Origin of the sequence: Qingrenia yutianensis (genome assembly GCF_014385105.1) — a bacterium.
Classification (GTDB): Bacteria; Bacillota; Clostridia; order UMGS1810; family UMGS1810; genus Qingrenia; species Qingrenia yutianensis.
This window is the reverse complement of the sequence record NZ_JACRTE010000001.1, coordinates 108,139-127,464: the sequence shown is the minus strand read 5'-3', so window position 1 is coordinate 127,464 and position 19,326 is coordinate 108,139. Positions and strand designations below refer to the sequence as shown.

The following is a 19,326-nucleotide window of genomic DNA, read 5'->3' as shown; positions in this document are numbered from 1 at the left end:
TTTACTTTTGAATTTTACGGGGCGGATAAATTCGCTCCGTATTTTATTGAGGTGACAAAATGAAAAAAACAGCCAGCATTTTACTGACATTTATAATGTTGTTTTCCGTTGCATATTCCGCGCCCGATTTGGACGCTGCGGTTGAAAAAAGCGTTCAGTACATAAATTCGGCAGTCCCATCACCCAACGTTTCGTCAATCGGCGGTGAATGGGCGGTTACCGCGCTTGCGCGGAGCGGTGCAGAAAATCAACAGGAATTTTTCGGCAAATACTATGACAACCTTGTAAAAAAACTCACAGAAAAAAACGGCGTTCTTCACGACAGAAAGTACACGGAGTATTCGCGCGTAATTTTGGCTGTGACCGCAATCGGCAAAAACGCGGAAAACGTTTCGGGATACAATCTTATAACGCCTTTATGCGGTTTTGACAACACCGTTTGGCAGGGCATAAACGGCGCAATTTGGGCGCTTATAGCGCTTGACAGCGGAAATTACATTTCCGAAAACACAGAAATCCGCGGAAAATATATTGAAAAAATAATTTCGGAACAAAATCCCGACGGCGGTTGGTCGCTCAGCGATACGGGTACGTCGGACACCGATCTCACAGCTATGGCATTGACCGCTCTCGCAAAGTATAAAAATGATGAAAAAATAAGCACGGCGGTAAATTCGGCTGTTGAATTTTTATCAAATTCGCAGAACGAAAACGGCGGTTTTTCAACCTACGGAACAGAAACCTCTGAAAGCGTGTCACAGGTTATTATCGCACTTTGCGCACTTAAAATTCCGCAGAACGACGCGCGTTTTGTCAAAAACGGCAAGACGCCGTACGACAATCTTATGACGTATTACGACGGCAACGGCGGTTTTTATCACGACACGGACAAAAGCGGTTCAAATCAAATGGCATCGGAACAGGCTTTCTGCGCACTGGTGTCGCTTAAAAGGTTTAACGAAAACTTATGTTCGATATACGATATGACAGACATAAAAAAACAGGACGAAAACGCGAATAACACGGGACTTTCAGGCAAAAATCCCGATATAAACGTGCCCGGATTTTCGGAAAATAGGACGTTTTCCGATATAATCGGCAACAGTGCGCAAAACGAAATTGAGGCGCTTGCATCGCGAAAAATCATAAACGGAAAAACAGACGATATTTTCGCGCCCGATATGCCTGTTACGCGTGCGGAGTTTTCGGCTCTAATAACGCGTGCACTCGGTCTTGTAAAGGCAGAAAATGTCAAAAATTTTGATGACGTTTTGGCGGACGACTGGTTTTTCACTCCCATTTCGGTATGCGCAAATTACGGGATAGTGAAAGGAATTTCGGACACGGAATTTAACCCGAACGGATTTATCACAAACCAAGAAACGGCGGTTATGCTCGAACGCGCGGCGAAAATCTGCGGACTTGAAAACGATATTTCACAGGACGGTGCGCGCGATATTCTCGCTGTATTTGAAGACTACACCGCGTCAAGCGACTGGGCACAAAATGCACTCGCGTTTTGTTATAAAAATGACATTTTCTCCGATGATACAGACTTAATAAACCCCCAAAACAACGCAGCGCGCGGTGAAATTGCAGTCAGAATTTACAATCTTTTAAAAACTGCAAAACTTATATAAACGAAAAATCCGAGCGAACGATACGCTCGGATTTTTTTAATTTTAACGGTGAAGTTTAAATTTTTCAGCGGCGGTTTTCGTCTCCCTCCTGCGCGTAACCGAAAGCTTTTGCAGAATATGGCTTGCGTGGTTTTTCACCGTTGCAAGCTTTATTGCAAACGCTTTGCCTATTCCACAGCTCGAACCTGTGACAAATGCAAGTTTTCCGCTTAAATCAAACATTATATTCACTTCGTTTATATCGTGACCTGTGATAATTTTTCTGTCATACTTTAAATATTCGTCCAGTAAAAAAACTTGAAATTTTGATCTTTAAGTGATATAATTATTAAGAAAATCAAAGATTTGCGAGGAAGCATTATGAAAGAAAAACGTCTTATGAATATTGTTCCCGAGGTGTATGAGCGCGGTGCGGTTTTTGACGGCGAATTTATCGTAGTTGAAAAAACACTAAAAAAAGATACTGCGGTCGGCATACACTGGCACGATTATTTTGAGCTTGAAATTATCGTTTCAGGCATAGAAGAGGTTACATATAACAACGAAAAATTTATTGCGTCGCGCGGAAACGCAACCCTTATGTCATACTGTGATTTCCACGCTTTAAATCATATTTCAGACGTTGTAATGATAAACATACGATTTTTTGAAAATTCGGTCGGCAAGGAAATCTGCGATAATCTTTTGTCGGGAATAGGAAAATTCAACATTAAATTCGATGAGGACGAAATTCAAAAAATCATCGGCTGTGTAAACAGAATTTTTGAAGAAAACGAAAAAAAAGATAAATTTTATTATCAGATGTCAAAAAGTATTCTTAACGAAATCATCATAGATGTTATAAGAAAATCAACGAAAGACAGCGCCGACTCTGCACCCGGTACAATCCAGCAGGCGGTAAATTATATACGCAAAAATTTCCGTTATGACATATCGGTTGAAAGCACCGCAAAACATCTTAAAATTGCGCCGAATTATTTCGGCTCGGTTTTCAAGAAAAACATCGGTGTTTCGTTTAACGATTACGTCAACACTCTGCGTTTAAAATACGCGTGCGGACTTTTGGAAAATTCCGATTATTCAATTAAGGAAATTGCCTATTTTTCGGGATTTAACTCCATTGAATACTTTTTCTTTATATTCAAAAAAAGGCTTTTCACCACTCCGAACGCGTACCGCAGCACGCACTCGAAGAAGGCGAAAAGCCGGATTTAAGTTTTATTTTTCGGACATTTTACTGTTTTTTGCTCTCGGCAACAACCTTGTCGCGGATGTTATACGGCGCCTCCTCATAATGGTCGAAAACAAAACTGAATTTACCGCGTCCGTTCGTGATGGCACGGAGGTCTATTGCATATTTCGCCATTTCTCCCATAGGCACCTCCGCCTCAACCTCGGTGATATTCTTATCTTTCGGCTCCATTCCGAGCACTCTGCCCCGACGCTTATTTATATCACCCACAACATCGCCTGTGTAGTCGTTTCGCGCCTTAACTTTAAGACGTCCGACAGGTTCGAGCAAAACGGGGTCAGCCTGGGCAAGACCTGCTTTATACGCAAGGTTTGCCGCGGTTTTAAACGCCATTTCGGACGAATCGACACTGTGATACGAACCGTCAACAAGCGTTGCTTTAAGGTTTACAACGGGATAACCCGCCAAAACTCCGCTCTTAACGCTGTCGCGAAGTCCTTTTTCAACCGCCGGGAAGAAGTTTTTCGGCACAGAACCGCCGAATACCTTTTCTTCAAACACCAAATTCTCACTGTCGCACGGCTCAAATTCAATCCAAACGTGACCGTACTGACCGTGACCGCCCGACTGTTTCTTATGTTTTCCCTCAACTTTAACTTTTTTCTTAATTGTTTCTCTGTACGCGATTTTAGGTTCGGCAAGCTCCACAGCAACACCGAATTTATTTTGCAGTTTTGTGGTTATGATATTAAGGTGCTGTTCGCCCGTGCCGGCGATTATCGTCTGTTTTGTTTCCTTATTCTGATAAACCTTAAACGTCGGGTCCTCCTCAACAAGTTTGTTGAGTCCGGCGCTGATTTTCTCCTCGTCACCCTTTGCTTTCGGGATAACCGCGAGCGACAGAACAGGCTCGGGAAAATCTATTTTTTCAAGCACAACAGGTTCTTTCGCACTGCACAGAGTATCCGACGTATCGGTGCACAAAAGTTTTGCGGTAACGCCGATATCGCCTGCGTAAAGCTTCGGAACATCAAACTGTTTTTTTCCGCGCATAACGTATAATTTTGCAATTTTTTCGTTTTCGCCTTTCGTCGAGTTATAAACCGTGCTGTCGGCACAAAGCGTGCCGGACATAACTTTTAAAAACGACATTTTGCCCACATACGGGTCTACAATCGTTTTGAAAACCTTTGCACAAAGCGGTTTGTCACGGTCCGCCTCAATTTCAGCCGCGTCACCCGTTTTGGGATTTTCGCCGATTACGGTGCCTGCCTCGAGCGGATTGCAGAAATATTTTCTCATATAGTCAAGCAGAATTTCAATGCCGATACCTTTTAAAACCGAACCGCACAAAACAGGCACGAAAGTTCCCTCTTTAACGCCGTGTTTCAGGGCATATGTAATTTCATCATCGGTAAATTCTCCGCTGTCAAAATATTTTTCCATAAATTCGTCGCTCACCTCGGCAACCGCCTCCATAAGCATATCTCGGTTTGTCTGCGCGATTTCCTGCATATTTTCCGGAATATCCTCAAACGTGATACTTCCGTCTTTGTTAAACATTTTAGCCTGCATTGAAACGATATCTATAAAACCTATAAAATCGTCGCCGTCTTTAATGGGGAAAAGGCACGGCGCGACAGATTTTCCGAAATTATCTTTAAGCTCTTCCAATACTTTCTGATAGTTTGCCTTGTGATCGTCAAGCTTGTTTATAAAAAACATAACGGGCATATTTTTCGCCTGCGCAAAATCCCACGAACGTTCCGTTCCTGCGCTGACGCCCGATTTTCCGCTAACCATAATAACCGCGTTGTCCGCAGCCTCGACGCCCTCGATTTGTTCGCCTACAAAATCAAAGTATCCCGGCGTGTCGATAATGTTAATTTTAACGCCCTTCCACTCAAGCGGCTCGATTGTTGTGTTAATCGAAATTTTACGTTTAATTTCCTCTGCATCATAGTCCGATACTGTGTTTCCGTCAAGCACTTTGCCAAGTCTGTCCGTCGCTTTAGCCTTATAGAGCAAGGCCTCGCAAAGCGACGTCTTACCGGCGTTGCCGTGCGAAATCAAGCAAACATTTCTTAAGTTTTTGGTTTCATAGTCAAACATTTACCTTTCCTCCTTGTTATATAATTTTATATTTTCGGCATAAATTTTCATTTTCGCCTTTATCATTATATTTCTATTTTACTTTGGTTATTTCCTTTTGAATTAAAAAAATATAATAACCAAAATTTTATAATTTTTATGTGAAATATGCACAATTTTATATCATCATAATTTTATTTTTGTGCATAATGCACAGCAAACAAGACGGTTTTTGACATTTTTGCGCCGTTTTTTTAATATTTGCTTATTATAAAGGAAAAAACTTTTTTAAAAAAACTCTTTACAAATGATAAATTTTATTGTACTGTATAAAATAGTGAATATTTTCAAACACATATTTCGGAGTGACTGCAAATGACGAACGTTGATAAATGGCTTTGGCTGACTGTTAAATGCGGAATAAGACGTGCAAAGATTAAGGTTATGCTCGACGAGGTTTTCGTAAACATCGACGCACTTTATGACGCATCGGAAAGCGATTACGGCAAATTCAAGTTTCTTAACGCAGAAGAAAAAAGCAGACTCTGCGACAAAAGCGTTGACGGAATAGACAAATTTTTAAACACGCTTGCGCAGTATAATGTAAGAATTTTAACATCCGATAACGAGGCATATCCGTATCTTTTGAAGGAAACCGCCGATTATCCGTATGTCCTCTACTGCCGAGGCAGGAATTTTATAAATCTCAATGACTATCTGTGTATTTCGCTTGTAGGCTCGCGCAAGGCTACGCAATACGGACTTAACGTTGCGCGTTCTCTTGCAAACGACCTTGCTAAAAACGGCGCACTTGTTGTAAGCGGTATGGCGGACGGTATAGATTCGGCAGCGCATCTCGGTGCGCTGGACGCAAAAGCGCCCACGGTTGCCGTTCTCGGCTGCGGAATAAACAGGGTTTACCCTGCATCAAACGCTTACCTTATGAAAAGAATAATGGAAACGGGTATGGTTATGACCGAATATCCGCCCAATTCCGAGCCTATGAAGCATCATTTTCCCGAGCGCAACAGAATTATAAGCGGAATTTGCAGCGGTACTGTTGTGGTTGAGGCAACTTTCAAAAGCGGTTCGCTTATCACCGCGTCGCTTGCAAACGAAGCAGGCAGAGAGGTTTACGCAATTCCCGGCAACATAAACAGTCTTAATTCAAAGGGCACAAATCAGCTTTTAAAAGACGGCGCGCTTCTTGCGACAAACGCCGATGATATTATTGTCAACTACGCGTCAAAAGACGAATTTAAGGAGAAAATCGCACGCGCGATTGTTAATCTTGAAGAAAAAGAGTCAAAAATGCGTTTTGCGCCAGACTCTGATTTTAATTCGGACGAAAATGCAGAAAATCAAGCTTTCGCGGAAGAAAACGGCACCGCAGTGGTTAAGGAACTGTCGGTATCCGAAAAGGTTCTTTCGGTTATAAACGGCGAGCCTATGCACATCGACAAAATATCGGCACTCACGGGAATAAGCGTTTCCGATTTGAGTGTACCTTTGCTCGAACTCGAATTAAACGGTAAAATCATTTCACAGGCAGGCGATTTATACACGCTTGCAATATAGAAGAATTTCAGACTTTATATAAATTTAACGGAGGTTTGTAATCCAAATGGCAAAATCAACCGGTTCTAAAACTGTAAAAAAAGGAAAACTGGTCATAGTGGAGTCGCCTGCAAAAGCAGGAACGATAAAAAAATATCTCGGCAAAGATTATAAGGTTATGGCGAGTATGGGGCATTTAATCGACCTTCCCAAAAGCAAGCTCGGCATTGACCCCGAAAATAATTATGAGCCGAAATACATCACAATAAGAGGAAAAGCGGAGCTTGTAAACTCGCTGAAAAAAGAGGCAAAATCCCACGAACGTTCCGTTCCTGCGCTGACGCCCGATTTTCCGCTAACCATAATAACCGCGTTGTCCGCAGCCTCGACGCCCTCGATTTGTTCGCCTACAAAATCAAAGTATCCCGGCGTGTCGATAATGTTAATTTTAACGCCCTTCCACTCAAGCGGCTCGATTGTTGTGTTAATCGAAATTTTACGTTTAATTTCCTCTGCATCATAGTCCGATACTGTGTTTCCGTCAAGCACTTTGCCAAGTCTGTCCGTCGCTTTAGCCTTATAGAGCAAGGCCTCGCAAAGCGACGTCTTACCGGCGTTGCCGTGCGAAATCAAGCAAACATTTCTTAAGTTTTTGGTTTCATAGTCAAACATTTACCTTTCCTCCTTGTTATATAATTTTATATTTTCGGCATAAATTTTCATTTTCGCCTTTATCATTATATTTCTATTTTACTTTGGTTATTTCCTTTTGAATTAAAAAAATATAATAACCAAAATTTTATAATTTTTATGTGAAATATGCACAATTTTATATCATCATAATTTTATTTTTGTGCATAATGCACAGCAAACAAGACGGTTTTTGACATTTTTGCGCCGTTTTTTTAATATTTGCTTATTATAAAGGAAAAAACTTTTTTAAAAAAACTCTTTACAAATGATAAATTTTATTGTACTGTATAAAATAGTGAATATTTTCAAACACATATTTCGGAGTGACTGCAAATGACGAACGTTGATAAATGGCTTTGGCTGACTGTTAAATGCGGAATAAGACGTGCAAAGATTAAGGTTATGCTCGACGAGGTTTTCGTAAACATCGACGCACTTTATGACGCATCGGAAAGCGATTACGGCAAATTCAAGTTTCTTAACGCAGAAGAAAAAAGCAGACTCTGCGACAAAAGCGTTGACGGAATAGACAAATTTTTAAACACGCTTGCGCAGTATAATGTAAGAATTTTAACATCCGATAACGAGGCATATCCGTATCTTTTGAAGGAAACCGCCGATTATCCGTATGTCCTCTACTGCCGAGGCAGGAATTTTATAAATCTCAATGACTATCTGTGTATTTCGCTTGTAGGCTCGCGCAAGGCTACGCAATACGGACTTAACGTTGCGCGTTCTCTTGCAAACGACCTTGCTAAAAACGGCGCACTTGTTGTAAGCGGTATGGCGGACGGTATAGATTCGGCAGCGCATCTCGGTGCGCTGGACGCAAAAGCGCCCACGGTTGCCGTTCTCGGCTGCGGAATAAACAGGGTTTACCCTGCATCAAACGCTTACCTTATGAAAAGAATAATGGAAACGGGTATGGTTATGACCGAATATCCGCCCAATTCCGAGCCTATGAAGCATCATTTTCCCGAGCGCAACAGAATTATAAGCGGAATTTGCAGCGGTACTGTTGTGGTTGAGGCAACTTTCAAAAGCGGTTCGCTTATCACCGCGTCGCTTGCAAACGAAGCAGGCAGAGAGGTTTACGCAATTCCCGGCAACATAAACAGTCTTAATTCAAAGGGCACAAATCAGCTTTTAAAAGACGGCGCGCTTCTTGCGACAAACGCCGATGATATTATTGTCAACTACGCGTCAAAAGACGAATTTAAGGAGAAAATCGCACGCGCGATTGTTAATCTTGAAGAAAAAGAGTCAAAAATGCGTTTTGCGCCAGACTCTGATTTTAATTCGGACGAAAATGCAGAAAATCAAGCTTTCGCGGAAGAAAACGGCACCGCAGTGGTTAAGGAACTGTCGGTATCCGAAAAGGTTCTTTCGGTTATAAACGGCGAGCCTATGCACATCGACAAAATATCGGCACTCACGGGAATAAGCGTTTCCGATTTGAGTGTACCTTTGCTCGAACTCGAATTAAACGGTAAAATCATTTCACAGGCAGGCGATTTATACACGCTTGCAATATAGAAGAATTTCAGACTTTATATAAATTTAACGGAGGTTTGTAATCCAAATGGCAAAATCAACCGGTTCTAAAACTGTAAAAAAAGGAAAACTGGTCATAGTGGAGTCGCCTGCAAAAGCAGGAACGATAAAAAAATATCTCGGCAAAGATTATAAGGTTATGGCGAGTATGGGGCATTTAATCGACCTTCCCAAAAGCAAGCTCGGCATTGACCCCGAAAATAATTATGAGCCGAAATACATCACAATAAGAGGAAAAGCGGAGCTTGTAAACTCGCTGAAAAAAGAGGCAAAATCGTCATCGAAAGTTTATCTCGCAACCGACCCCGACCGCGAGGGAGAAGCCATTTCGTGGCATCTTGCGCGGATTTTAGGCATTGACGAAGGCGAAAAATGCCGTATAACTTTTAACGAAATCACAAAAACCGCGGTTACCGATTCCATCAAAAAACCGCGTGAAATAGACATTAACCTTGTGGACGCCCAGCAGACAAGACGTGTTCTTGACAGAATTGTGGGTTACAAAATCAGCCCGCTTTTATGGAAAAAGGTAAAAAAAGGCTTGAGCGCCGGCAGAGTGCAGTCGGTTGCAACGCGCCTTGTATGCGACAGAGAAAACGAAATAAAGGATTTTATCCCCGAAGAATACTGGACGCTTGACGCGCACCTTTTAAAAGACAAAAAAGCGCTTACCGCGAAATTTTACGGCATTAACGGCAAAAAATGCGAGCTTAAAACCGAAGAGGACACAAACAAGGTTTTAAAAGCGCTTGACGGCGCGTCCTACGTGGTTTCCGACGTTAAAGAGTCTGTTAAACAGCGCACCCCTGCACCACCGTTCACCACAAGCACAATGCAGCAGGAGGCGGCGCGGAAACTCGGCTTTACCACCAAGCGCACAATGCAGGCGGCACAACAGCTTTACGAGGGAATTAACATCACGGGCAGAGGCACTGTCGGTCTTATAACTTATATGAGAACCGACTCACTGCGTATTTCGTCGGAATTTCAGGCGCAGGCGCGCGCATATATTAAGACGGCATACGGCGATGAGTACATCACCCCCGCTCCTCGTTTTTATAAGACGAAAAAAGAAGCACAGGACGCGCACGAAGCAATACGTCCCACGTCGCTCGACCTTTCGCCCGTTAAGATAAAAGACAATCTTTCAAACGACCAGTTTAAGCTTTACAAGCTTGTGTGGGAAAGATTTTTGTCAAGCCAGATGACAAACGTTGTTTACGACGCGGTTTCCGCGACGATTGACGCAAATTCATACACATTCAAGGCAACAGGCTCAACCGTTAAATTTGACGGTTTCACAATTCTCTATACCGAGGGCGCAGACCAGAAAGAAGAGGCGGAAAAGAAGCTTCCCAAGCTTGAAAACGGTGATGTATTAAAGCTTAAAGAACTTAAAGAAGAACAAAAATTCACTCAGCCGCCGGCACGCTACACCGAGGCAAGTCTTATCAAAGCGCTTGAAGAAAAAGGAATCGGAAGACCGTCCACATATTCGCCGACAATTACAACAATCATTGCGCGCGGATATGTTTTGAGAGAGAAAAAACAGCTTGTCGCAACAGAACTCGGTATGATTGTAACCGACCTTATGAAAGAATATTTTTCAAAAATTGTGGACGTTACATTTACCGCGGCAATGGAGGAACAGCTTGATATGGTTGCCGACGGCGACATAGACTGGCACACGGTTATTGCAGACTTCTATCCCCCGTTTGTAAAAACCGTTGAGGACGCGGAAAAAGCAATCGGAAATATTGAATTAAAAGACGAAGTTTCGGACGTTGTGTGTGAAAAATGCGGTCGTCTTATGGTTTACAAACACGGCCGTTTCGGCAAATTTCTCGCTTGTCCCGGTTTCCCCGAATGCCGTAACGCAAAGGCGATTGTGAAGAAAACCGGCACGCTTTGCCCCAAATGCGGAAAAGCGATTGTGGAGAAAAAAACAAAGAGCGGAAAATTGTTCTACGGCTGTGAGGGTTATCCCGAATGTGCCTTTACAAGCTGGGATAAACCGCTGGACGAAAAATGTCCCGTATGCGGTTCGCAGATGTATCAGCGCACAGGCAGATTTAAAGGCAAATACTGTCCCAAATGCCGTGACGAAAAAGAGAGCAAAAAGAAGACCAAAAAAGACACTGAAAAATAAAGGATATGCAATATGACGGTTAATGTTATCGGCGCAGGTCTTGCAGGCTGTGAGGCGGCATATGTGCTTGCGCAAAACAATATCAAGGTTAATTTATACGAAATGAAACCAAAAAAGTTTTCGCCGGCGCACAAGAGCGAAAATTTCGCCGAGCTTGTGTGCAGTAATTCTCTGCGCGCGGGAAATATCGAAAACGCGGTCGGACTTTTAAAGGAAGAAATGCGCCGTTTGGGTTCGCTCATTATGGAATGTGCCGACAAAACGCGCGTTCCGGCAGGCGGTGCGCTTGCGGTTGACAGGGACGGTTTTTCACGTCTTGTTACCGAAAAAATAAAAAGCAGCCCCAACATCACGGTGATGAACGAGGAAATCACCGATTTTGACACGGGTGACTATACAATCGTTGCAAGCGGACCTCTCACAAGCGGTGCGCTTTACGAAAACATTCAGAAATTTTTCGGCGGCGAATATCTGCATTTTTACGATGCCGCCGCGCCGATAGTTTCATACGAAAGCATAGATATGACAAAGGCATACAAAGCCGCACGCTACGGCAAGGGCGACGCGGATTATATAAACTGCCCTATGACAAAAGACGAGTATTTTAAATTTTACACCGAGCTTATAAACGCCGAATGCGCCGAGGTCCACGGCTTTGAAAACGGTTCTGTTTTCGAGGGCTGTATGCCGGTTGAGCAGATGGCAAAGCGCGGTGAAATGACGCTTTTGTTCGGGCCGTTAAAACCCGTAGGACTGGAAAATCCAAAAAACGGAACTCTGCCCTACGCAGTTGTTCAGCTTCGCCAAGACAACACCGGTGCGACTATGTATAATATCGTCGGATTTCAGACGCATTTAAAATTCGGCGAGCAAAAACGTGTGTTTTCGCTTATTCCGGGCCTTGAAAATGCAGAATTTCTCCGTTACGGCGTTATGCACCGAAATACTTATATAAATTCGCCCAAGCTTTTGAACAAATATTACCAGGCTCAAAAGTGCGGAAAAATATTTTTTGCGGGTCAGCTCACGGGCGTTGAGGGTTATGTCGAATCCGCCGCGTCGGGACTTAACGCAGGGCTTAATATGCTGATGCTTTTAAACGGCAAAGAAATGCTTGATTTCACGCGTGAAACGGCAATCGGCGCGCTTGCAAACTACATCAGCAACCGCGGAATTGTTGATTTTCAGCCGATGAACGTAAACTTCGGCATAATGGACCCTCTCGGCGAAAGAATACGCAAAAAACGTGAGAAAAACGAGAAAATCGCGGCGCGCTCGCTTGCGCTTACCGACGTATTTGCGAAGAAAATATCGGAGGCACTTTTATGAGCAATTTAAAAAAGGTTGAAATTTTCACCGACGGCGCGTGCAGCGGAAACCCCGGCAAGGGCGGTTACGGCGTTATTTTATGCTTTAACGGAGCAAAAAAAGAGCTTTCGGAGGGGTTCGTTTCAACCACAAACAACAGAATGGAAATTCTCGCCGCGGTGAAAGGTCTTGAGGCGCTCAAAGAAAAATGCGACGTTACGCTTTACAGCGACTCAAAATATCTTATAGACTCTGTAAATCTCGGCTGGCTTGAAAAATGGCGCAAAAACAACTGGATGCGCACAAAAAGCGAAAAGGCAAAAAACGTCGATTTGTTTGAACGGCTTTACAAACTGATACAATATCACATCGTTGAATTTGTGTGGGTTAAAGGCCATGCCGGCCACCCCGAAAACGAGCGGTGCGACCGCCTTGCGACAGGCGCAATTTTAAAAGACAATCTCTCGGTTGACGAAAATTTTAATCAGTAAAATTTTTGATAAATTTTAAATTCCACAATTTGGTATATAAAATCAAATTCCGCAAACAATAAAGCAAGGAGTTGATTTTATGACGGTTGCTGTGGAAAAAGGACTTGACGGCATTAAAAATGCGCTTTTGAAAAAAGGATACACGGTAATTTACGCAAAAAGCAATGTTTTTGCCGACGCATATATCTTTTCGGGCAGTCGGAACAACGGTATTCTTTCTGCGGACAACTGCCTTTTTCAAGGTCAAAACGGCGTGCTTATGATAAACGCGCAGGGCAAAACGGCGGAGGATATAGACCTCATTTTAAAGTCGCGTCTTTACAGTCCGCTTTTCAGAATTTAAGCCTTTTTAGCCTTTTGAACAAAAAATTCTGAAACTTTTTTTAAAATTTATTGGTATTATATGTTGAAAAATGAAAAAACAAGTGTTATAATGTAGTTGTTAAGTTAGACACCTATAACTTAAATGTATACAAAAAGGAGTTTTTACAAATGAACGACTTGATATATTTTGACAATGCGGCAACAACACCGCTTGCAAAAGATGTATTGGACAAAATGATGCCGTATCTTACCGACAACTACGGCAACGCGTCGTCCATATACGAAATAGGCAGACGAAGCCGTGCCGCTATTGACGAGGCGCGCGACAGAGTTGCAAAATGCCTCGGCGCGGACGCAAGCGAAATTTACTTTACATCGGGCGGTTCGGAGTCGGACAACTGGGCAATTAAAGGTCTTTGCTCGGCGAAAAAATCGAAAGGCAACCACATCATCACAACGGCGATTGAACATCACGCGATTCTCCATACATTGAAAGCGCTTGAAAAAGAGGGCTTTGAAGTTACCTATCTCCCCGTTGACGAGGACGGTCTTATTTCGATTGACGACCTTAAAAATGCGATTAAAGACACCACAATTTTAATCACAATTATGTTTGCGAACAACGAAATCGGCACAATCGAACCGATTGAGGAGGCCGCAAAAATCGCAAAAGAAAAAGGCATCACATTCCATACCGACGCGGTTCAGGCAATCGGTGCGGTTAAGATAAACGTACACGAAATGGGCATTGATATGCTCTCGCTTTCGGCACACAAATTCAACGGTCCCAAAGGTATGGGCGCACTCTATATCAGAAAAGGACTTCGCATAAACAACTTTATAAACGGCGGTGCGCAGGAATCGGGCAGACGTGCCGGAACAGAAAACACACCGGGAATTGTCGGCTTGAGCTATGCTTTGGAAAAGTCAACCGCCGGCATTGACGAAAAAGTTAAAAAACTCACCGCACTGCGCGACTATGCGATAGAGGAAATCGAAAAGACAATCCCCTACTGCCGTCTTAACGGTCACAGAACAAAGCGTCTCTGCGGTAACATAAACTTCTCATTCCGATTTATCGAGGGCGAATCGCTTCTTCTGATGCTCGATATGAAGCACATCGCGGCATCGTCGGGTTCTGCCTGCACATCTGGTTCACTCGACCCGTCACACGTTCTTCTGGCAATCGGACTTCCGCACGAAATTGCGCACGGCTCGCTCCGAATAAGCCTCGGCGTGCAGAACACAAAAGAAGAAATCGACGTTCTTTTGAAAGAACTGCCCAAAATAGTTGACAGATTAAGACAAATGTCGCCTTTGTATGAGGGCGTTGAAGGGAGTAATTGATTATGATGTACAGTGAAAAAGTTTTAGACCATTTCTCAAATCCGCGAAATGTCGGCGAGGTTGAAAACGCAAACGCGGTAGGTCAGGTCGGCAACGCAAAATGCGGAGATATAATGAAAATTTCAATGCGTATTGAGGATAACATTATTAAAGACGTTAAATTCAAAACATTCGGCTGCGGTGCGGCGGTTGCAACAAGCAGTATGGCAACAGAACTTGTTAAAGGCAAAAGCGTCGACGACGCATTAAAGCTTACAAACAAAGCCGTTATGGAGGCTCTCGACGGACTTCCGCCCGTAAAGGTTCACTGCTCCGTTCTTGCCGAGGAGGCAATCGGCGCGGCAATACAGAACTATTACGACAACGCCGGAATTGACAAAAAAGTTAAAAAAGGCTGTGACGGATGCTGTTCAAGCTGCGGCGGCCACGACGAACATCATCACGAATAATAAATAATTTTAAATCCTGCTTTGAACTTTTATCAAGGCAGGATTTTTATTTTTTTCTTGCGTTTATCAAAAACATATGATAGAATAAAATTGTATATTTATATATAAATTCTGCAAGGGGATCATTAAATGAAAATACTTATAGTTGACGACGAGAAACTGCTTGTAAAAGGAATGAAATTCAACTTTGAACAAGACGGATACACAATAGAGGCGGCATATGACGGCGAGGAGGCATTAAAGCTTGCGCACGACAAGAGCATAGACCTTATAATTCTCGACCTTATGCTTCCGAAAATCGACGGCATAACCGTGTGCCAAAAGGTGCGCGAATTTTCTGCCGTGCCTATAATTATGCTCACTGCAAAGGCTGAAGATATGGACAAAATTATGGGTCTTGAATACGGCGCGGACGATTACATCACAAAGCCGTTTAACATTCTTGAACTTAAAGCGAGGGTTAAAGCAATTTTGCGCCGTACCGCACCGGTAAGCGTTGACAAATCAAAAATTTCGTACGGAAGCATTACGCTTGACTACAACCAGCGCAAAATCATTATCAACGGTTCGAGCATAGACCTCACCTCAAAGGAATTTGACCTTATGGATTTGTTTTTGTCAAACCCCGAAAAGGTTTACAGCCGTGACAATCTGCTTGACCTTATTTGGGGCTACGACTACCCCGGTGACGCGCGCACGGTGGACGTTCACATAAGACGTCTGCGCGAGAAAATCGAGCCGAACAGCGCAGAACCGAAATACATTATGACGAAATGGGGTGCCGGATATTATTTTAAATCTTAATTTTTCAAAAAAAGAAGAAAACGACGAAATGCCCGTAAAAAAAGAAAAAAAAACAGGAAAAATCAAGTCGTTTTTAATAAAATTCGACACAATAACAAGCAAGCTTGTGCCGACGTATTTTTTGATTATGTTTTTAACGCTTTTTATTTTCAGCTACTACATAATCAATTCGATAAGCACCTATCTTAACAAAAACGAACAGGTGAATGCCACCGCAACAGCGAATATGATTGCAAGCCTTATTGCAGAGAGAAACTACATTTCGCCCGATCAGAAACAGGTTGCACCGGGATTTGACTTGTTTTTGTCCGAAACACTGCGTATTCCGAAAGAAACGCGCGTTATCATACTTAACAACCAGGCTGAGGTTATGTTCGACTCGTTCAACCCCGGCGGCAGTGAAATCACGGTGCAAAGCACAAAAAGCGTTATGAGCGCGCTCCAGGGCAAGGAGGGCGGCGAAATAGTTGAAAACGAAGACGGAAAAAGTCTTATCGACGTTGCCGTTCCGATTAACAAAAACGCTCCCCTCGGCGCGGTTAACGTGCGCTACACAACCGATATTCAGGAGAAAATCATATCTCCGCTTACAAAAGACATAATTATTGTTTTTGTGGTAATCACATTTATAATCGGCTTGTTTATTTTTATCGTTGCAAACCTTCTCACCAAAAGGATTGTTGATTTCACCGAAAAAATCACCGAAATGAGCGACGGCGTTTTGGACGAAAGGCTTGAAATTAAAGGTCACGACGAGGTTGCACGGCTCGGCGAAGCGTTCAACACAATGAGCGACAAACTCGTTATGCTTGAGCAAAAAAGAGTTGATTTTGTGTCCAGCGCATCGCACGAATTGAGAACCCCGTTAAGCTCAATCAAGCTTATGAGCGACTCTATCGCGCAAAATTCCGACATTGATATGAAATATGTGCGCGAATTTTTAAACGATATGAACACCGAAGTCGACAGGCTGAACAGAATTATCGAAAAGCTTTTGTATCTTACAAAGCTCGACAATGTTAAAGCCGAAAACATCAACCTCGATTTTGAATTTATCGACGTGCGCGAGGTGGTTATGGATATTGTTAAAAATCTCTCCCCTCTCGCCGAGGCGAAAAATATTGAAATTAACTGTTCGTACTGTGAAAGTCTTTACATTATGGCAGATAACGACAAATTATGGCAGGGCATTTATAATATAATAGACAATGCAATAAAGTATACGCCCGACGGCGGAAAAGTTATAATCGGCATTACAAAACAGGACGGCAACGCGCTTATTGCGGTTAAAGATACGGGAATAGGCATAAGCGAGGAAGAATGTGAAAAAATATTCGACAGATTTTACCGCGTTGACAAGGCACGCGCACGCGAAACAGGCGGAACGGGGCTCGGACTTGCCATTGCGCTTGAAAGCATCGAGATGATAGGCGGTACAATCAGCGTTGACAGCAAGCTCGACGAAGGCAGTACATTTACAGTGTCTATACCCCTTTTCACCGAAAATTAACACATTTGTAACATATGTTCATTGTTTTGTAAAGATTTTATAGTATGATAAGCTTGAAGTAATATCATTAAGTAAAACATACGTTTCGTATTTTTAAGAAACGGAGGGTTAATGTGAAAAAGAATATTTGGTTAGCAGGTATAATTTTTATTATAATAATCACCGCGCTTTTCGGGTGCGGAAAAAGCAAAAAAAGCACAATTAAGCTTTACTTCGCGAATACGGAAAAAACGGAATTAAAAAGCGAGGAACGCGCCTACGACGGCAATATCGGCACGGATAAAAAGTTTTTGGAAAGCCTTATAAACGAACTTTTGAAAGGACCGGCCGATTCACCTTTGGTACGCGTTATTCCCGACGGAACAAAGCTTTTGAGCCTTGACGAGTCAAACGGCGTTGTTACGCTTGATTTCTCTGCCGAATACAACACTCTTGCACCGTCCGACGAACTTCTGGCGCGTCATTCGGTTGCGAAAACGCTCTTTGAAATTGACGGAATAAACAAAATCAAAATTTTCGTAAACGGTGTTGAACTTCTCGGCGCAAACGGCGACAAGGTGGGCGAAATTTCAAAGGACAGCCTTGTTACCACACCTACGCAGAACACCACGAAATACGAAACCGTGACGCTTTATTTCTCGGATGATGCGGCAATGTTTCTCGTTCCCGAGGCGCGCACCGCGGCGGTTGCGGACAACAGCATTGAAAAAACGGTAATAACCGAGCTTATGAAAGGTCCGACAGATAAATCTCTGCGCTCAACCATTCCCGACGGCACAAAACTTTTGTCGGTTGAAACAAAAGACGGCATATGTTTTGTGAATTTCTCGCAGGAATTTGTTTCAAAGCACAGCGGCGGCTCAGCCGGTGAATATATGACGGTTTATTCAATCGTAAACTCCCTCACCGAGCTTGAACATATTCAAAAGGTTCAGTTTTTGGTAGACGGAAACAAGCTTGAAGTGTTTAAACATATGGTATTCAATGAGCCGTTTGAACGCGACGCAAGTATAATTTCAAAATAATGTTGCAAAAAAGGATATTTCTGCGGAAAGTATCCTTTTTTTACTTGAAAAAATTTTTCATATGTGGTAAAATAAACAAAACTGATTTTAAGGAGATTTTACAAATGGTAGAACTTAAAAACGAATTTCTCACCGTTGACATCAGCGAAACGGGCGCGGAAATACACAGTGTAAAAGACACTGACGGAAATGAATATATGTGGACGGCAGACCCGAACGTTTGGGGTATGCACGCACCGCTGGTATTCCCTATCTGCGGCGGATTGAAAGATGACAAATATTTCGTTCACGGCAAGGAATACACGCTTGCAAAACACGGTTTTGCGCGTTTTATGACGTTTGACGTTGAAAAAGCAAGCAAAACAGAGGCGGTTTTTCTTCTCACAGCAACCAACGAAACAAGAAAACAGTATCCGTTTGAGTTTGAATTGAGGGTTATCTACACATTAAGCGGAAAAACGCTTTCGGTAAAGTATGACGTCACAAACAAATCGGACGTTGATATGTATTACGGCATCGGCGGTCACGAGGGATATCTCTGCGAGGACGGCATTGAAAATTACGATGTTGTTTTTGAGGAAAATGAAACGCTCAAAAGCCAGGTTTTGCACGGCAATCTTTTGGCGGACGAATATGTGCCGATTATTGAAAATACAAACGTTTTACCGCTTAAATACGATTATTTTGCAGTTGACGCGCTTGTTTTCAAAAACGTTAAATCAAACAGCGTTACACTCGTTCACAGAAACGGAACGAGAAAAATTAAAGTTGAATTTGCAGGTTTTAACTGCCTTATGCTTTGGACAAAACCCGGCGCGCCCTACATTTGCATAGAGCCGTGGTCATCTGCTCCCGACGACGAAGCAAGCGATTACGACTTTACAAAGAAATTCTGCATAACAAAGCTTACGCCGAATGAAACAAAAACAAATCTTCACACAATTACGTTTGAAAAATAAATTTTTTAAGTCCTCCGATTTTTCGGAGGACTTATTTTGTATTTTTAAAAATATTTTCAAATAAAAAAGTCACAATATGACATCAGCGCGTTTTTCGGACGAAAAAAAACTCTGCAACCAACGTTACCGTCAATCACAAAGCCTTGGTGGTGGGGAGGGATGGATTCGAACCATCGAAGCGAGACGCAACAGATTTACAGTCTGCCCCCTTTGGCCACTCGGGAACCTCCCCA

At 42.8% G+C, this 19,326-nt stretch carries 16 protein-coding genes, 1 tRNA gene and 2 pseudogenes; 15 read left to right on the top strand and 4 right to left on the bottom strand.

All coding sequences use genetic code 11. From position 1 onward, the window contains the following. The first annotated feature begins 59 nt into the window (after positions 1-59). Positions 60-1,640, top strand: a complete 1,581-nt coding sequence (locus H8706_RS00605) for an S-layer homology domain-containing protein (protein ID WP_262431083.1) — start codon at positions 60-62, stop codon at positions 1,638-1,640. Positions 1,641-1,682: 42 nt separating this feature from the next. On the opposite strand, the gene H8706_RS00600 is transcribed toward H8706_RS00605, so the two are convergent. Further along, complete coding sequence (locus H8706_RS00600) at positions 1,683-1,862, bottom strand: LuxR C-terminal-related transcriptional regulator (RefSeq protein WP_262431082.1); 180 nt, start codon at positions 1,860-1,862, stop codon at positions 1,683-1,685. A 138-nt stretch (positions 1,863-2,000) separates the two neighbouring features. On the opposite strand from H8706_RS00600, the gene H8706_RS00595 reads away from it, so the two are divergent. Continuing rightward, positions 2,001-2,855 (top strand): AraC family transcriptional regulator, encoded by an 855-nt coding sequence (locus H8706_RS00595; protein WP_262431081.1) that lies wholly within the window; start codon positions 2,001-2,003, stop codon positions 2,853-2,855. Positions 2,856-2,874: 19 nt separating this feature from the next. Here H8706_RS00595 and fusA read toward each other — a convergent pair whose 3' ends face one another. Continuing rightward, entirely contained in the window at positions 2,875-4,944 is a 2,070-nt protein-coding gene (gene fusA / locus H8706_RS00590; protein ID WP_262431080.1) for an elongation factor G, read from the bottom strand. 354 nt (positions 4,945-5,298) lie between these two features. On the opposite strand from fusA, the gene dprA (H8706_RS00585) reads away from it, so the two are divergent. Then, positions 5,299-6,501 carry a DNA-processing protein DprA gene (gene dprA, locus H8706_RS00585; protein ID WP_262431079.1) on the top strand — a complete coding sequence of 401 codons (1,203 nt, stop codon included), beginning with the start codon at positions 5,299-5,301 and terminating at the stop codon, positions 6,499-6,501. 46 nt (positions 6,502-6,547) lie between these two features. Then, positions 6,548-6,829: pseudogene (locus H8706_RS00580) on the top strand (toprim domain-containing protein); the annotation flags it as partial. On the opposite strand, the pseudogene H8706_RS00575 reads toward H8706_RS00580, so the two are convergent. Then, positions 6,793-7,152, bottom strand: a pseudogene (locus H8706_RS00575) (GTP-binding protein); the annotation flags it as partial. The pseudogenes H8706_RS00580 and H8706_RS00575 overlap by 37 nt on opposite strands. A gap of 354 nt (positions 7,153-7,506) precedes the next feature. Here H8706_RS00575 and dprA (H8706_RS00570) point away from each other — a divergent pair. The 11 genes from dprA (H8706_RS00570) to H8706_RS00520 all read left to right on the top strand — a co-directional run bounded on the left by dprA (H8706_RS00570) (position 7,507) and on the right by H8706_RS00520 (position 19,093). After that, positions 7,507-8,709: a DNA-processing protein DprA gene (dprA, locus tag H8706_RS00570; RefSeq protein ID WP_262431079.1), complete on the top strand. Its 1,203-nt coding sequence runs from the start codon at positions 7,507-7,509 to the stop codon at positions 8,707-8,709. Positions 8,710-8,755: 46 nt separating this feature from the next. After that, on the top strand, positions 8,756-10,876 hold the full coding sequence (gene topA, locus H8706_RS00565; RefSeq protein WP_262431078.1) for a type I DNA topoisomerase: 2,121 nt from the start codon (positions 8,756-8,758) through the stop codon (positions 10,874-10,876). 12 nt (positions 10,877-10,888) lie between these two features. After that, entirely contained in the window at positions 10,889-12,205 is a 1,317-nt protein-coding gene (trmFO, locus tag H8706_RS00560; protein WP_262431077.1) for a methylenetetrahydrofolate--tRNA-(uracil(54)-C(5))-methyltransferase (FADH(2)-oxidizing) TrmFO, read from the top strand. Next, positions 12,202-12,675: a ribonuclease HI gene (rnhA, locus tag H8706_RS00555; RefSeq protein ID WP_262431076.1), complete on the top strand. Its 474-nt coding sequence runs from the start codon at positions 12,202-12,204 to the stop codon at positions 12,673-12,675. Before trmFO ends, rnhA begins: the two co-directional genes overlap by 4 nt. Positions 12,676-12,754: 79 nt before the next feature. Further along, the gene (locus tag H8706_RS00550) at positions 12,755-13,018 is read left to right on the top strand and encodes a YkuS family protein (protein ID WP_262431075.1); all 264 of its coding nucleotides are present in this window, start codon (positions 12,755-12,757) and stop codon (positions 13,016-13,018) included. A gap of 149 nt (positions 13,019-13,167) precedes the next feature. Beyond that, positions 13,168-14,346, top strand: coding sequence for a cysteine desulfurase NifS (gene nifS / locus H8706_RS00545; protein WP_262431074.1), 1,179 nt, complete (start codon positions 13,168-13,170; stop codon positions 14,344-14,346). Between the two features lie 2 nt (positions 14,347-14,348). Beyond that, positions 14,349-14,795, top strand: a complete 447-nt coding sequence (nifU, locus tag H8706_RS00540; protein ID WP_262431073.1) for a Fe-S cluster assembly scaffold protein NifU — start codon at positions 14,349-14,351, stop codon at positions 14,793-14,795. A gap of 129 nt (positions 14,796-14,924) precedes the next feature. Beyond that, positions 14,925-15,599, top strand: coding sequence for a response regulator transcription factor (locus tag H8706_RS00535; protein WP_178347153.1), 675 nt, complete (start codon positions 14,925-14,927; stop codon positions 15,597-15,599). Continuing rightward, positions 15,574-17,109 carry a sensor histidine kinase gene (locus H8706_RS00530; protein ID WP_262431072.1) on the top strand — a complete coding sequence of 512 codons (1,536 nt, stop codon included), beginning with the start codon at positions 15,574-15,576 and terminating at the stop codon, positions 17,107-17,109. Before H8706_RS00535 ends, H8706_RS00530 begins: the two co-directional genes overlap by 26 nt. Before the next feature lie 113 nt (positions 17,110-17,222). Then, positions 17,223-18,134, top strand: a complete 912-nt coding sequence (locus H8706_RS00525; protein ID WP_262431071.1) for a GerMN domain-containing protein — start codon at positions 17,223-17,225, stop codon at positions 18,132-18,134. Positions 18,135-18,238: 104 nt separating this feature from the next. Continuing rightward, complete coding sequence (locus H8706_RS00520; RefSeq protein WP_262431070.1) at positions 18,239-19,093, top strand: aldose 1-epimerase family protein; 855 nt, start codon at positions 18,239-18,241, stop codon at positions 19,091-19,093. A gap of 147 nt (positions 19,094-19,240) precedes the next feature. Here H8706_RS00520 and H8706_RS00515 read toward each other — a convergent pair. Then, a tRNA-Tyr gene (locus H8706_RS00515) sits at positions 19,241-19,325 on the bottom strand. Position 19,326 lies beyond the last annotated feature (1 nt).

Excerpts from the sequence above, each read along its gene's own strand:
- H8706_RS00605 (WP_262431083.1), top strand. The coding sequence starts at position 60 with ATGAAAAAAACAGCCAGCATTTTACTGACATTTATAATGTTGTTTTCC.
- H8706_RS00600 (WP_262431082.1), bottom strand. The coding sequence starts at position 1,862 with ATGTTTGATTTAAGCGGAAAACTTGCATTTGTCACAGGTTCGAGCTGT.
- H8706_RS00595 (WP_262431081.1), top strand. The coding sequence starts at position 2,001 with ATGAAAGAAAAACGTCTTATGAATATTGTTCCCGAGGTGTATGAGCGC.
- fusA (WP_262431080.1), bottom strand. The coding sequence starts at position 4,944 with ATGTTTGACTATGAAACCAAAAACTTAAGAAATGTTTGCTTGATTTCG.
- dprA (WP_262431079.1), top strand. The coding sequence starts at position 5,299 with ATGACGAACGTTGATAAATGGCTTTGGCTGACTGTTAAATGCGGAATA.
- dprA (WP_262431079.1), top strand. The coding sequence starts at position 7,507 with ATGACGAACGTTGATAAATGGCTTTGGCTGACTGTTAAATGCGGAATA.
- topA (WP_262431078.1), top strand. The coding sequence starts at position 8,756 with ATGGCAAAATCAACCGGTTCTAAAACTGTAAAAAAAGGAAAACTGGTC.
- trmFO (WP_262431077.1), top strand. The coding sequence starts at position 10,889 with ATGACGGTTAATGTTATCGGCGCAGGTCTTGCAGGCTGTGAGGCGGCA.
- rnhA (WP_262431076.1), top strand. The coding sequence starts at position 12,202 with ATGAGCAATTTAAAAAAGGTTGAAATTTTCACCGACGGCGCGTGCAGC.
- H8706_RS00550 (WP_262431075.1), top strand. The coding sequence starts at position 12,755 with ATGACGGTTGCTGTGGAAAAAGGACTTGACGGCATTAAAAATGCGCTT.
- nifS (WP_262431074.1), top strand. The coding sequence starts at position 13,168 with ATGAACGACTTGATATATTTTGACAATGCGGCAACAACACCGCTTGCA.
- nifU (WP_262431073.1), top strand. The coding sequence starts at position 14,349 with ATGATGTACAGTGAAAAAGTTTTAGACCATTTCTCAAATCCGCGAAAT.
- H8706_RS00535 (WP_178347153.1), top strand. The coding sequence starts at position 14,925 with ATGAAAATACTTATAGTTGACGACGAGAAACTGCTTGTAAAAGGAATG.
- H8706_RS00520 (WP_262431070.1), top strand. The coding sequence starts at position 18,239 with ATGGTAGAACTTAAAAACGAATTTCTCACCGTTGACATCAGCGAAACG.